This is a genomic window from Alterinioella sp. B-7 (assembly GCF_056857775.1).
The window spans coordinates 18,944-31,259 of sequence record NZ_JBSXNT010000031.1 but is presented as its reverse complement, the minus strand read 5'-3'; the positions used below and the strand labels follow the sequence as shown (position 1 = coordinate 31,259).

The 12,316-nt window shown below is 66.0% G+C and carries 15 protein-coding genes; 12 read left to right on the top strand and 3 right to left on the bottom strand.

The features are described 5' to 3' along the window. Nucleotides 1–74 precede the first annotated feature (74 nt). The 3 genes from AC13C7_RS08490 (at nucleotide 75) to AC13C7_RS08480 (ending at nucleotide 1,720) form a co-directional block, all read left to right on the top strand. Nucleotides 75–269 carry a hypothetical protein gene (locus AC13C7_RS08490; protein WP_482867202.1) on the top strand — a complete coding sequence of 65 codons (195 nt, stop codon included), beginning with the start codon at nucleotides 75–77 and terminating at the stop codon, nucleotides 267–269. 70 nt (nucleotides 270–339) lie between these two features. After that, nucleotides 340–549 carry a hypothetical protein gene (locus AC13C7_RS08485; RefSeq protein ID WP_482867201.1) on the top strand — a complete coding sequence of 70 codons (210 nt, stop codon included), beginning with the start codon at nucleotides 340–342 and terminating at the stop codon, nucleotides 547–549. Between the two features lie 253 nt (nucleotides 550–802). Further along, a complete protein-coding gene (locus tag AC13C7_RS08480) occupies nucleotides 803–1,720 on the top strand; it encodes an IS110 family RNA-guided transposase (RefSeq protein ID WP_474888418.1) in 918 nt (305 codons plus the stop codon). A 56-nt stretch (nucleotides 1,721–1,776) separates the two neighbouring features. Here AC13C7_RS08480 and xth read toward each other — a convergent pair whose 3' ends face one another. Continuing rightward, nucleotides 1,777–2,559 (bottom strand): exodeoxyribonuclease III, encoded by a 783-nt coding sequence (gene xth / locus AC13C7_RS08475; RefSeq protein WP_446120085.1) that lies wholly within the window; start codon nucleotides 2,557–2,559, stop codon nucleotides 1,777–1,779. Between xth and AC13C7_RS08470 the strand changes: the two genes are divergently transcribed. Together AC13C7_RS08470 and AC13C7_RS08465 are read left to right on the top strand one after the other, a co-directional pair. Further along, nucleotides 2,537–2,866, top strand: a complete 330-nt coding sequence (locus AC13C7_RS08470; protein ID WP_482867200.1) for a hypothetical protein — start codon at nucleotides 2,537–2,539, stop codon at nucleotides 2,864–2,866. The genes xth and AC13C7_RS08470 overlap by 23 nt on opposite strands. After that, on the top strand, nucleotides 2,863–4,260 hold the full coding sequence (locus tag AC13C7_RS08465) for a hypothetical protein (RefSeq protein ID WP_482867199.1): 1,398 nt from the start codon (nucleotides 2,863–2,865) through the stop codon (nucleotides 4,258–4,260). The genes AC13C7_RS08470 and AC13C7_RS08465 overlap by 4 nt, the downstream gene beginning before the upstream one ends. A 12-nt stretch (nucleotides 4,261–4,272) precedes the next feature. Here the strand turns inward: AC13C7_RS08465 and AC13C7_RS08460 are convergent, their stop codons facing one another. Beyond that, nucleotides 4,273–4,671: a SpoIIAA family protein gene (locus AC13C7_RS08460; RefSeq protein WP_172317565.1), complete on the bottom strand. Its 399-nt coding sequence runs from the start codon at nucleotides 4,669–4,671 to the stop codon at nucleotides 4,273–4,275. Between the two features lie 58 nt (nucleotides 4,672–4,729). Further along, a complete protein-coding gene (locus AC13C7_RS08455) occupies nucleotides 4,730–5,059 on the bottom strand; it encodes a HesB/IscA family protein (RefSeq protein WP_172317567.1) in 330 nt (109 codons plus the stop codon). Between the two features lie 186 nt (nucleotides 5,060–5,245). Between AC13C7_RS08455 and AC13C7_RS08450 the strand changes: the two genes are divergently transcribed. The 7 genes from AC13C7_RS08450 (at nucleotide 5,246) to scpB (ending at nucleotide 12,243) form a co-directional block, all read left to right on the top strand. Continuing rightward, nucleotides 5,246–6,415: a deoxyguanosinetriphosphate triphosphohydrolase gene (locus AC13C7_RS08450; RefSeq protein ID WP_482867198.1), complete on the top strand. Its 1,170-nt coding sequence runs from the start codon at nucleotides 5,246–5,248 to the stop codon at nucleotides 6,413–6,415. A gap of 118 nt (nucleotides 6,416–6,533) precedes the next feature. Further along, nucleotides 6,534–6,911, top strand: coding sequence for a hypothetical protein (locus tag AC13C7_RS08445; protein WP_482867197.1), 378 nt, complete (start codon nucleotides 6,534–6,536; stop codon nucleotides 6,909–6,911). A gap of 72 nt (nucleotides 6,912–6,983) precedes the next feature. Continuing rightward, nucleotides 6,984–8,714 (top strand): arginine--tRNA ligase, encoded by a 1,731-nt coding sequence (argS, locus tag AC13C7_RS08440; protein WP_482867196.1) that lies wholly within the window; start codon nucleotides 6,984–6,986, stop codon nucleotides 8,712–8,714. Between the two features lie 128 nt (nucleotides 8,715–8,842). Continuing rightward, on the top strand, nucleotides 8,843–9,769 hold the full coding sequence (locus AC13C7_RS08435; protein ID WP_446169543.1) for an SPOR domain-containing protein: 927 nt from the start codon (nucleotides 8,843–8,845) through the stop codon (nucleotides 9,767–9,769). Between the two features lies 1 nt (nucleotide 9,770). After that, nucleotides 9,771–10,769, top strand: coding sequence for a glycoside hydrolase family 3 protein (locus AC13C7_RS08430; RefSeq protein WP_172317576.1), 999 nt, complete (start codon nucleotides 9,771–9,773; stop codon nucleotides 10,767–10,769). Then, the gene (locus AC13C7_RS08425) at nucleotides 10,769–11,563 is read left to right on the top strand and encodes a segregation and condensation protein A (RefSeq protein WP_482867343.1); all 795 of its coding nucleotides are present in this window, start codon (nucleotides 10,769–10,771) and stop codon (nucleotides 11,561–11,563) included. Before AC13C7_RS08430 ends, AC13C7_RS08425 begins: the two co-directional genes overlap by 1 nt. Beyond that, nucleotides 11,560–12,243, top strand: coding sequence for an SMC-Scp complex subunit ScpB (gene scpB / locus AC13C7_RS08420; RefSeq protein ID WP_482867195.1), 684 nt, complete (start codon nucleotides 11,560–11,562; stop codon nucleotides 12,241–12,243). The genes AC13C7_RS08425 and scpB overlap by 4 nt, the downstream gene beginning before the upstream one ends. The last annotated feature ends 73 nt before the right edge of the window (nucleotides 12,244–12,316 follow it).

Genomic DNA, 12,316 nt, shown 5'->3' with positions numbered 1-12,316 from the left:
GCTGTGTAGAACCGTTGTTATCAGATAACAAACACAGATTATCCGATAACAAACACTGCAAAAGGACCAAAAACATGCTCAAGACCGCCTTCACCGCCGCCGCCGCCGCCGCCGCCTTCGCCCTGACCGCCGCCGCGGCCCATGCCTCCACCGGGGGTGCCCTGCCGGACGTCGCCATCATGACCGCGACCGAAACCGCCTACTACTGCGAGTGGGTCACCGTCTGGGACGGCTGGGGCAACTGGGTCACCGTTTACGAGTGCTTCTGAACCGCGCCCCGACCCCTGCCAATTCCAACCCAACCATTTTCATCACTGCAAAACAAATAGGACCAATCCCATGTTCAAGACCGTTCTCACCGCCGCCGCCTTCGCCCTGACCGCCGCTGCCGCCCATGCCTCCACCGGGGGTGCCCTGGATGACGCCCGGATCGCCCTGCCGGACCTGGCCGTCGCCGCCCAGACCACGATCGAGACCGCCTATTACTGCGAATGGGTCACCGTCTACGATTACTGGGGCAACTGGGTCACCGTCTACGAGTGCTGGTAATCCCCACCGCCTCACCCCTTCTCCAAAGGCCCGCCACCACGGCGGGCCTTTCCTGTTCTTCTTCTTTGTTCCGAAAATATCCAGTCCGTTTGGATTATGCGATGATGGTTGCGGGCGGGAGCTCGTAAATATCCAGATGCTTTGAGCTTTCAAAGACATCGTCTCCGGGCTTGAGCCCCGCCCGCATTGGTTTGTCCTGCACACTTGATTGGGACGGTAGCAGCCGATCCCGTGCGACTGGAACAGGGGTATCATGATGGAAAATGTATTTGGTGTCGACGTTGCGAAGGCTTGGGTTGATGTCGTTGGTCCTGACGGGCATGAGCGGGTCGGTAACGACGATCTGAAAGCCTTCGCGCTGCGCGTGGGCAAAGCGGGCGGGCGCGTCGCGTTCGAAGCATCTGGCGGGTATGAAACCCCGCTTCGCACCGCGCTTGGGAGTGCTGGTGTTCCGGCGATCCGGGTCAATCCACGTCGGGCGCGTGCCTTTGCGACATCGCTCGGGCGGCTGGCCAAGACCGATCGTGTGGATGCCGGTGCGATCCGTGAGATGGCGGCGCGGCTTGACCTGCCGGAATGCCCTCCCGAGACCAAAGAGGTGAGCCAGCTCAAAGCCTTGCAACTGCGCCGCCGCCAAATGGTTGAGGACGCCAAGCGCGAGAAGATCCGCCTGAGCCAGACTTTCGACAAAGGGACGCGCGCCTCTGTTATGCGTGTTATGCGTCTTTTGCAGCGCGAGATCGACAGCATTGAAGCGGCCATCTCGCGCTGTATCGCGGGATCAGAAGATCTGCGCAGCAAAGCAGCTCTTTTGCGCACGGCTCCAGGTGTGGGGCCGGTCTCAGCCACCGCTCTGCTGGCCGAGATGCCGGAACTGGGCACGCTCACCCCGCGCCAGGTCGCGGCGCTCGCAGGCGTGGCTCCCATGGCTCGAGATAGCGGTGTGCGCACCGGCAAACGCCGGATCGGCGGCGGACGCAAGAGCCTGCGCGATGTGCTGTACATGGCTGGCCTCAGCGCTGCGCGACACGACCCATCCCTGCGCGCTTTCTCAGACCGGCTCAGAGCAAACGGCAAAGCTCCAAAACAGGCCATCATCGCTGTCACGCGCAAACTGCTCATCATTCTAAATGCCATGATCCGCGAAAACAGGCCATACCAGCCAACCTGAACAACACACTTGCCTGGGGGAGGGCGCCCGCAGGGCGACCGGGGGCAACGCCCCAGCTACGCCGCCAACTCCACCCAGACCGGAACATGATCCGACGGCTTCTCGCGCCCCCGGATCTCGGCGTCGATCCGCACATCCCGCATCAGGTCGGCGGCCTGCGGGCTCAACAGAAGATGATCAATCCGGATCCCGTCATTGCGCTGCCAGGCCCCGGCCTGGTAATCCCAGAAGGAATAATGCTCGGGCCCCCGCACCCGCGCCCGGAACGCCTCGGTGAAGCCGAGGTTCAGGATCCGGCGGAACGCGGCGCGGCTGGCGGGCAGGGCCAGCGCGTCGTCTTTCCAGGCTTGCGGCCGCGCGGCATCCTCATCTTGCGGGATGATGTTGTAATCGCCCGCCATCACCACCGGCATTTCGCTTTGCAAAAGCTCCCGCGCGCGGGCCTCCATGCGGGCCATCCAGGCCAGCTTGTAGTCGTATTTCGGCCCCGGCACGGGGTTGCCATTGGGCAGGTAGAGACCGCAGAGCCGCACCGCCTGCGCGTCGCCCACAACGGTGGCCTCGATCCAGCGCGCCTGTTCGTCCGCCTCGTCGCCGGGCAGGCCCCGCACCACATCCTCCAGAGGGAATTTCGACAAGATCGCGACGCCATTGAAGCTCTTCTGGCCATGCGTCTCGACATTGTAGCCGCGATCCTCGAACATCTCGCGCGGGAAATTCGCATCCACCGATTTGATCTCCTGCAACAGCGCGATATCGGGGTGCGATTCGTCGAGCCAGTCGCAGAGCGCGGCAAACCGCGCCTTGATTCCATTGATGTTGAAGGTCGCGATCTTCATTCTGCCCGCCCTGTTCGTGTTCAAAATACAGATTTACTTGGCATTTTTGCCTGTCCGGCGGGAAATTGCCAAGGGGGCTTATTGGGGCTTGTCATTAAAGTGTAGATATGACACTTTTGTTGCAGACGCTTTGAAGGAGGGCAAATCCGATGCGCAATCTGTTGACGGCACTGTTTTTTCTCTTCCTTCTGCTGCCGTTGCGCGTGACGGCGGCACCGGCACCGACGGGCCCGGTTGGCCCGGCCTTGCAGAGCCTTTTGGCGGGCCTGTTCTGACGATGACAACAAAGGGGGATGCCCCCAGATGAAACGACGCATCATAGCCTTGATCGGCCTTCTCATGCTCGCGCTGCCCCTGCAGCTGCGGGCCCAGACGGTTGAGCGGATCCCCGAATACCGCGCTATGCTGTCGGATGCGGAGGCCGCGCTGAACGAGGATTTCGCCATGGCGCGTGCCCGCGCCGAGTTGCAAGATGCGTTCGATTCCAGTGGCATCGGCTTTTCCAACCGCTACCTGGACCGCTGGAGCGCGACCGTCTTTCAGCGCTGGTCGCGGATGCGGCTGTTCTTCGACGAGGCCGACGCGCGGCTGGCCGAATGGCAGGCCGCCCTCGACGCGGGCGAGGTGAGCGAGGCCGAGGCCGAAGCCGCGCTGGCGGTGCCCACGGCGCAATTGCTGGAGGTGGCCCGGCGCATTCCCGAATGGCTGCACGATGACGTCGCGCGGCTGGCGGAACGCGCCTTCTGGACCGATCTGGCGCAGGATGTGGGCTGTTGCGACGCGCTCTATTACCTCGCGCTGGACGAGGCCGACCGGGTCTGGGCCTCGTCGGCCAGCCCCGATGCCGCGACGGTGGCGGGGTTGGACCTGATCCCGCCGGTGGGGGACGCCGACCATGACGCCGAAGCGGCGAATTTTGCGGCGCTTTCCGAACGGGTCGAGACGCTGGACCTTGAAGGCGGCAATACCGCCACCCTGCGCCGCGTGCTGATCAACGATGCGCTGCTGCTGGCCGATCTTTTCGGCACGGCCCGGTTCGGCGACCTGGCCGATCTGGCCGCGCGCGAAGGCTTTTCCGCGCAGCCCGTCGCGCCCTTGCTGGCGCTGGCACGGATCACCGAACCCGGCCCCCTGCGCACCATGCTGATCGAGCGCGCAAGGCTGCGGCTGGAGGCGCGCGCGGCGCATCTGGGGCTGGAAGGGCCCGACATGAACCCGGTCACCGACATGGCCGCGAACAACGCGCCCGAGCCGGAGCCGGAGCTTGACCTGCCCATCGCCGATGCGCCGGCGGGCGGGGTGACTTTGGGGATCGGGTCCAGCGGCGCCAATTCTGGTTTGGACGCGTTTCTGGGCGGCGCGCAGGTCGGCTCCGGCGCGGTTACCCAGTCGGGCAACCGGCGCACTGTTGCCCCCAGCACAAGCACGGCCACCACAAGCACGGCCACCTCAAGCACCGCCATCATCGCCGCCCCGACCGCAGCCCCTCCGCCCGCCGCCGCGCCCCTGCCGGATGGGCAGATTGCCGCGGTCGAACGGGCGCTGGAGGCCCTGTCGGATGACAGCCAGGCAGGATTGGCCGCGGCCACCGAGGCCGCCGAGATGGTCGATGCGCTGCTGGAACCCGGCGATATCAGGGCCTTGCAGGGTCAAGGCGGGGCCCCGCCGCCGCCGGTCTTTGCCGCGCCGGTCACACCCTGACCGCCTCGGCCCTCAACTGGCCGCCACGCCATCCAGTTCGGCCAGCCAGGCGCGGGCCTCGGCCTCCTGGTCGGGCGGGAAGGAATGAATTTCGAGATTGGGGACAAGCAGGCTTTCGACCGCCGCCGCATTGGCCAGCCACCCCTGATCGGTCAGCACCGCGACCCGGTCGACCTTGCGGATCATCGCCATCAACTGCCCCCAATGGCGCAGCTCGACGCCAATCGCGCCAAGCGTCGGCCAGGAGACATTGCGCGCCCGCATCAACATGGCCCCATGGTCCATGTCGCGCACCACGGGCACCAGCGTGTTCAGCGCCACCTCCATGGCGATGGAATCCATCTTGCCGGAGACCTCCATCACAAGCAGGTTCGGCGCCTCCAGCTTGGCGGTGAATGTGGGCTCGGTCATTGGCAGGCACTCCCCGTCTTGATCAGGTTGGACATGGTCTGACCCGCACGCGCCGGGATCACATCGAAAAGGACGTGCCGCAGCCGCAGGAGGAGGCCGCGTTCGGGTTCTCGATGACAAACCGCGCGCCGATCAGTTCCTCGGAAAAGTCGATCACCGCATTGGCGAGGAAGGGCAGCGACACGCTGTCCACCACGACCTTCTGGCCCGCGCCTTCCAGCACCAGGTCATCCTCGGTGGGCGCGTCCAGCGTGATCTCGTATTGAAACCCGGAACAGCCGCCGCCCTCGACGGCGACGCGCAGGGCCTTGGCCTCCTTGGCGTCCTCGTTGATCTCGGACAGGCGCGCAAAGGCGCGGTCGGTGACTTTGGGGGGAACGGTCAGCATCGTGATCCTCTCGCCATCTTTCCTAGAAACAGGCTTTGTCTTCTAAAATAGACCCCGCGGGCGCGGCTCACAAGGGCGGGGCGGGATTAAACATGCCCCCTCGCGCCGGGACGCGGGGCCTGATATGGCGTTGGGAAACAGGTGGTTGGCAGAGCCACCGGACCAGCAGAGAGGGGACGGGGACCGATGGCGGCACCCTATGCCTGCGAACCGGCGGCCAGCCGGGGCAGATATTTCGCCGAGGAGGAGAGCGCCTTTCGTTCGCCCTTCCAGCGCGACCGCGACCGGATCATCCATGCCGGGGCGTTTCGCCGCCTCAAGCACAAGACGCAAGTGTTTGTGGAACATGAGGGCGATTATTTCCGCACCCGCCTGACCCATTCCATCGAAGTGGCGCAGGTCGCGCGCACCATCGCCCGCGCGCTTGGCCTGAACGAGGATCTGACCGAGGCCGTGGCCCTTGCGCATGATTTCGGGCACACCCCCTTTGGCCATACCGGAGAGGATGCGCTGAACGCGCTGATGGCCCCCTATGGCGGCTTCGATCACAATGCGCAGGCGCTCAAGATCGTCACCGCGCTGGAGCGCAGCTATGCCGAGTTTGACGGGCTGAACCTGACCTGGGATACGCTGGAGGGGATTGCCAAGCATAACGGACCTGTTGCCGCGCCGCTGCCCTTCGCGCTGGCCGATTACAACGCGCGTCACGATCTGGAACTGGACACCCATGCGTCGGGAGAGGCGCAGGTCGCCGCCGTCTCGGACGATATCGCCTATAACAACCATGATCTCGCCGACGGGTTGCGCGCGGGCCTCTTCACCGATGAGGAGGCCGCGGAGCTGCCCATTGTCGGGCCGGCCTATGCACAGGTGGACGCGCTCTATCCCCGGTTGGACAGAAAGCGCCGCCGGGCCGAAGCGCTGCGCCGGGTTTTCGGTGTCATGGTCGCCGATGTCATCGCCGAGGCGCGGACCCGGCTGGCTGACACCGCGCCCGCCGATGTCGATGCGCTGCGCCGGGCGGGGCGGCCGATGGTGCGGTTCTCCGATCCGCTTTTCGCGCAGTTGAAGGAGATCCGCGCCTTCCTCTTTGCCCATATGTATCGCGCGCCGACCGTGGTCGAGATGCGCGCGCGGGTGACGCGGGTGGTGCAGGATCTGTTCCAGCTCTACATGGACCGGCCCGACCACCTGCCGCGTGAGTGGAGCGCCGATGTCGCCGCGGCGGATGACGCCACCGCGCGGGCCCGCCTGGTTGCCGATTACATCGCGGGCATGACCGACCGCTACGCCTTCGAACGGCACGAGGCGCTGGTTGCGGGGACCACACCGATGCCAGCGCGGCCCGTTCCGTGATCTGTTGGGCCCATCCGAGATGTGCGGTGCCCTGTTCCTGACGGACCCCGAAGATTGACGCGGGCCGCCCGCCTGCCGCAGGATCAGGACATGTGATTTTGACCGGAAGGACATTGCCATGCCCCGTCTCTTCGCCCCCCTTGCCCTCCTGCTCAGCGCCGCGCCGCTGATGGCCGATCCGGCCCTCGACGGGCGCTATGAGCTTGACGCCTGCACGGGCCGCGTGGGCGAAAGCACGATCACCCTGTCGGATTACAGCATCGCCTATTGGGAAAGCCGATGCGACCTGTCCGCGCCGATGCCGGTGCGCGGCATGGGCGAGGCGGTGCTCTATGACGCAACCTGTGCCGGCGAGGGCGAGACCTGGGAGCGGCGGCTGATGCTGATGCCGGTCTGGCAGAACGGCCCCATCGGCAGGCCGCCGCATGACGGGCTGATCATCGTCGGCGACAACTACGCCGATTACTACGCCTATTGCGGCCCGGTCCCCCGATAGGCCCGCCCGCGGGTGATTGACCTCGGGTTCCCCCGTGATAAACCCGCGCCCAAGCCAATCAGGACCGACGCAATGACCCTTTTCGCCGATATCCGTGCGCTGGTGATCGCCAGCCTCGACACAATGACCGCTGAGGGCGCGTTGCCCGAGGGGCTCGACATGTCCAATGTCGCGGTGGAGCCGCCGCGCGATGCGGCGCATGGCGACATGGCCACCAATGCCGCGATGGTGCTGGCCAAACCTGCCGGGATGAAACCGCGCGACATTGCAGGCGCGTTGGCCGGGAAGCTGGCGGAGGATCCGCGCATCGCCAGCGCCGAGGTGGCGGGGCCTGGCTTCCTGAACCTGCGGCTGTCGGCCTCGACCTGGCAGGGCGTGATCGGGGGGATATTGCAGGCGGGCGAGGGCTATGGCCGCTCCGACATGGGGCAGGGGCAGAAGGTCAATGTCGAATATGTCTCGGCCAATCCCACCGGCCCGCTTCATGTCGGCCACACCCGCGGTGCCGTCTTCGGCGATGCGCTGGCGAGCCTGCTGGCCTTCTCGGGTCATGAGGTCACGCGCGAATATTACATCAACGATGGCGGCGCGCAGGTCGATGTCCTCGCGCGCTCGGTCTATCTTCGTTACCTTGAGGCACACGGCCAGGAGGTCGCCTTCGAGGATGGCACCTATCCCGGCGATTACCTGATCGCGGTCGGTGAGGCGCTGAAGGACAAGGTGGGCGATGCCTATGTCGGCAAGGGCGAGCAGGTCTGGCTGGAAGATGTGCGCAACTTCGCCACCGAGGCGATGATGGACCTGATCCGCGCCGACCTTGCGTCGCTTGGCGTGAAGATGGACCATTTCTATTCGGAGAAATCGCTCTACGGCACCGGCCGGATCGAGGCCGCGATCGCCGATCTGGACGCCAAGGGCCTGATCTATCGCGGCACGCTGGAGCCGCCCAAGGGCAAGCAGCCCGAGGATTGGGAGCCGCGCGAACAGATGCTCTTCCGCTCGACCGCGCATGGCGACGACGTGGACCGCCCGATCCAGAAATCGGACGGGGCATGGACCTATTTCGCGCCCGACATCGCCTATCATTATGACAAGGTTTCCAGGGGGTTCGACGCCCTTATTGATGTGTTCGGGGCCGATCATGGCGGCTATGTCAAGCGGATGAAGGCGGCGGTGTCGGCACTGTCGGATGGCCGTGTGCCGCTGGACATCAAGCTGACGCAGCTGGTGAAGCTGTGGCAGAATGGCGAGCCCTTCAAGATGTCGAAACGCGCGGGCACTTTCGTCACGCTGGCCGATGTGGTCGAGATGGTGGGCGCGGATGTGACCCGCTTCGTGATGCTCACGCGCAAGAACGACGCGCCGCTGGATTTCGACCTTGACAAGGTGCGCGAACAATCCAAGGACAATCCCGTTTTCTACGTGCAATACGCCCATGCGCGGATCTGTTCGGTGCAGCGCAAGGCGGCGGAGGCGGGTCTGACATCCGAGGCGGCGGACCTGTCGCAGCTGACCCATGAGGCCGAGCTGGCGCTGGCCGCGAAGCTGGCGGAATGGCCGCGCCTCATCGAGATCGCGGCGCGCGCGCATGAACCGCACCGGGTGGCCTTCTACCTCTACGACCTGGCCTCCGAATTCCACGCGCTGTGGAACAAGGGCAACGCGGAGACGTCCTTGCGCTTCCTGCAGGAGGGTGATCCCGCCGCCACGGCTGCGAAACTTGCCCTCATCGGTGCCGTTCAGGTTGTTATTTCCAACGGTCTTGCTATTCTGGGCGTGACACCGGTCGAAGAAATGCGCTGAGGTCAGGCCCGGAAAACCGGGTCGGCCCGCAACAAACAGCCAGGCCGCGCGTCACGAGCAGGACCAGAAAATCCCGGTATGCCGCGCCCCCTTCGCGCACTGCCCATGCCGGGGCAATGAGGGCAGGCATGGCAGATATCGAATATTACGAGGACGAGTCCGACCTTCGCATGGCCCCCGCAGCGGCGGGCCCGTCGGCGGTGAAAACGATCGTCAACTGGGCCGGCGCGCTGATGTCGGTGGGCCTTGTGGTCGGGATGGGGCTTTGGGCCTGGCAATTGACGGTGCGCGACGTCTCCGGCGTGCCGGTGATCCGCGCGCTGGAAGGGCCGTTGCGGGTGGCCCCCGAAAACCCCGGCGGCTCGATCATTGATCACCAGGGCCTGACCGTCAACCGCATCACCGAGGGCGAGGTCGCGGAACCCGCCGCTGACCGGATCGTGCTGGCGCCCGCGCCGCTGGACCTGGAGGAGATCGACCTATCCTCGGCCAGCCTGCCGGAAAACGCCGACCCCGCGCCCGATGTCAGCAGCGAGGAAACCATGGCCCTGATCGACCGCCTGGTCGAGGAGGCCCTGCCGCTGGACGCGCTGCCCGACGCCGAGGAGGGCGACGAGGAGGTCGCCAGGATCGCGCCCGCGCGGCCCGTGATCGAGGTCATTCCCGCCACCATTCCCGGCGTCAGCCTGTCGCTGCGCCCCTCCACGCGGCCCGAGGAACTGCGCGTCTCGGCCTCGGCCTCGTCCCCGGCGACGCCCGTGCACACGCCCGAGGTCACCGAACTGGCCGCCGATGAACTGGCCACGGGCACGCGGCTGGTGCAGCTTGGCGCCTTTGACGATGCGGCGACCGCGCGCGCCGAGTGGGACCGCCTGGCCCGCGCCCATGCCGATTACTTCCGCGACAAGAACCGCGTGATCCAGCAGGCGGTCTCGGGCGGGCGCGCGTTCTTCCGCCTGCGCGCGCATGGCTTTACCGACCTCAGCGATGCGCGCCGCTTCTGCACCGCGCTCAACGCGCAAGGCGCGCCCTGCATCCCCGTCACCCTGCGCTGATATGGGGTTCTCGGCCACCATCCTGGGCTGCGCCGGGACCGAATTGACGCGTGAGGAAGACGCGTTTTTCCGGGATGTGCAGCCCGTGGGCTTCATCCTCTTCGCGCGCAATGTCGAAAAACCGCTGCAACTGGCCCGCCTGGTCAGCGACCTGCGCGCGACCGCGCCCGATGCGCCCGTCTTCATCGACCAGGAAGGCGGACGGGTGCAGCGGATGCGCGCGCCCTATTGGCGCGAATGGACGCCGCCCTTGGATATGGTCGAGGCGCTCGGCGCGGATGCCTCGCGCGCGCTGTATCTGCGCAGCTATATCATTGGCCGCGAGCTTCTGGATTGCGGGATTGATGCCAATTGCGGACCGCTGGCCGATATTGCCCAGGCCCATACGCATCCGGTTCTGCGCAACCGTCTTTATGGCGACGAGGCGGGGCAGGTGGCGCTGCACGCCCGCGCCGTCGCCGACGGCCTGCGCGATGCGGGCGTCTTTCCGGTCCTGAAACACATCCCCGGCCATGGCCGGGCACGGCTCGACAGCCACCACGACCTGCCCCGCGTCACCACCGATCTGGAGACCCTGCGCGACACCGATTTCGCCCCGTTCCAGGCGCTGGCCGATCTGCCCTGGGGCATGACCGCGCATCTGGTCTATGAGGCCATCGACCCCGACCTGCCCGCCACGCTGAGCCCGCGCATGATCCGGGTGATCCGAGACGGGATCGGGTTCCAGGGCCTTCTGATGACCGACGATCTGTCGATGAACGCGCTGCCCGGCCCGGTGGAGGAGCGTGCAGGCCGCGCGCGTGCGGCAGGCTGTGATATCGTGCTGCATTGCAATGGCGAGATGGAGGAAATGCGCAAGGTGGTCGAGGCCGCCGGGACGCTGGACCGGGACGCGACCGACCGTCTGGCCGCCGTGATGCGCGCGCGCCCCGACCCGGTTCGCCTTGACATACGCGAGGTTGAAGCCGAATTTGACGCGCTGATTTCGCGGGACAGATGATGGCCGAAACGCCGATCCAGGACGATGACATGTGGGAAACCGTCGCCGAACGGCGCGCGGCCGAGGCGCTTATCGTCGATGTGGACGGGTTCGAGGGGCCTCTGGACGTGCTGCTGACGCTCAGCCGCACGCAAAAGGTCGACCTGCGCACGATCTCGGTGCTGAAACTGGCCGAGCAATACCTGGCCTTCGTCGAAAAGGCGCGGTCCCTGCGCATCGAACTGGCCGCCGATTACCTGGTCATGGCGGCCTGGCTCGCCTTTCTGAAATCCCGCCTGCTGCTGCCGCCCGACCCGAGCGAGGAGGGGCCGACGGGCGAGGAACTGGCCGCGCATCTGGCCTTTCAGCTGGAACGGCTGCAAGCGATGCGCGAACGCGCCGCGCAACTGATGGCGCGCGACCGCCTTGGCAAGGATCGCTTTGCGCGCGGCCTGCCCGAGGTGGTGGAAACCGCGCGCAACGTGACCTATACCGCCTCGCTTCTGGACCTCATGCAGGGCTATGCCCGCATCCGCACCCGCGACGAGTTCCGCCCCTTCACCATGGATCGCGACCGCATCTTTACCATGGAGGAGGCGCTGGACCGGATGCGCGGCATGATCGGATATGGCGGCGACTGGATGGACATTATCGGCTTCATCCCCGAGGGCTGGCGCAATGACCCCAAGAAACGCCGTTCGGCCACCGCCTCGACCTTTGCCGCGGCGCTTGAACTGGTCAAGGCGGGCCGCGCCGATCTGCGCCAGCGCGAGACCTTTTCGCCCATCCACCTGAAACCGAGAGCACCGGAATGAGCGACACGCCCGACACGCCCGAGGAAAGCCTCTTCCACGCGCCGCCGCTGGCCGAGCAGGAGCGGATGGTCGAGGCGATGCTCTTTGCTTCCGCCGATCCGCTGACGACGCGCGAGATGCAGGGGAGGATGCCGCATGGCTGCGACGCCGCCGAGGCGATGGTGCTCCTGCGCAAACGCTATGAGGGGCGCGGCGTGCAGGTCGTGCGCGTGGGCGATGCCTGGGCCATCCGCACCGCCCCCGACCTCGGCTTTTTGATGAGCCGCGAGACCTCCGAGCAACGCAAGCTCAGCCGCGCCGCCATCGAGACATTGGCGATCATCGCCTATCACCAGCCCGCCACCCGCGCCGAGATCGAGGAGGTGCGCGGTGTCAGCGTCAGCCGGGGCACCATCGACCAGTTGATGGAGATGGAGTGGATCCGCTTCGGCCGCCGCAAGATGACACCGGGCCGGCCCGTGACCTATGTGGTGACCGAGGCGTTCCTCGACCATTTCGGCCTGGAAACCACGCGCGACCTGCCGGGGCTGAAGGAATTGCGCGATGCGGGCCTTCTGGAAAACCGCCCCCCGCCGGGGGCCTTTCCGGGACCGGGCGAAGGCGGTGACGACGACGACGGCGACGAGGCGGAGAACGGGCCGGAGCCCGAAAAGGGCCAGGAAGACATGTTCGGCGCGTGATCCGCCTTCTGGAATCCCCCGAAATATGGCACAGTGCCGCCAAGTGCCCCAATTCCGCCGCAGATATGTGCGA

What these genes read in the sequence shown, in the direction of transcription:
- AC13C7_RS08445 (WP_482867197.1), top strand. Translation starts at nt 6,534, where the DNA reads ATGCCCCGTCTCTTCGCCCCCCTTGCCCTCCTGCTCAGCGCCGCGCCG.
- AC13C7_RS08455 (WP_172317567.1), bottom strand. Translation starts at nt 5,059, where the DNA reads ATGCTGACCGTTCCCCCCAAAGTCACCGACCGCGCCTTTGCGCGCCTG.
- AC13C7_RS08425 (WP_482867343.1), top strand. Translation starts at nt 10,769, where the DNA reads ATGGCCGAAACGCCGATCCAGGACGATGACATGTGGGAAACCGTCGCC.
- AC13C7_RS08450 (WP_482867198.1), top strand. Translation starts at nt 5,246, where the DNA reads ATGGCGGCACCCTATGCCTGCGAACCGGCGGCCAGCCGGGGCAGATAT.
- argS (WP_482867196.1), top strand. Translation starts at nt 6,984, where the DNA reads ATGACCCTTTTCGCCGATATCCGTGCGCTGGTGATCGCCAGCCTCGAC.
- xth (WP_446120085.1), bottom strand. Translation starts at nt 2,559, where the DNA reads ATGAAGATCGCGACCTTCAACATCAATGGAATCAAGGCGCGGTTTGCC.
- scpB (WP_482867195.1), top strand. Translation starts at nt 11,560, where the DNA reads ATGAGCGACACGCCCGACACGCCCGAGGAAAGCCTCTTCCACGCGCCG.
- AC13C7_RS08485 (WP_482867201.1), top strand. Translation starts at nt 340, where the DNA reads ATGTTCAAGACCGTTCTCACCGCCGCCGCCTTCGCCCTGACCGCCGCT.
- AC13C7_RS08430 (WP_172317576.1), top strand. Translation starts at nt 9,771, where the DNA reads ATGGGGTTCTCGGCCACCATCCTGGGCTGCGCCGGGACCGAATTGACG.
- AC13C7_RS08490 (WP_482867202.1), top strand. Translation starts at nt 75, where the DNA reads ATGCTCAAGACCGCCTTCACCGCCGCCGCCGCCGCCGCCGCCTTCGCC.
- AC13C7_RS08470 (WP_482867200.1), top strand. Translation starts at nt 2,537, where the DNA reads ATGTTGAAGGTCGCGATCTTCATTCTGCCCGCCCTGTTCGTGTTCAAA.
- AC13C7_RS08460 (WP_172317565.1), bottom strand. Translation starts at nt 4,671, where the DNA reads ATGACCGAGCCCACATTCACCGCCAAGCTGGAGGCGCCGAACCTGCTT.
- AC13C7_RS08465 (WP_482867199.1), top strand. Translation starts at nt 2,863, where the DNA reads ATGAAACGACGCATCATAGCCTTGATCGGCCTTCTCATGCTCGCGCTG.
- AC13C7_RS08480 (WP_474888418.1), top strand. Translation starts at nt 803, where the DNA reads ATGATGGAAAATGTATTTGGTGTCGACGTTGCGAAGGCTTGGGTTGAT.
- AC13C7_RS08435 (WP_446169543.1), top strand. Translation starts at nt 8,843, where the DNA reads ATGGCAGATATCGAATATTACGAGGACGAGTCCGACCTTCGCATGGCC.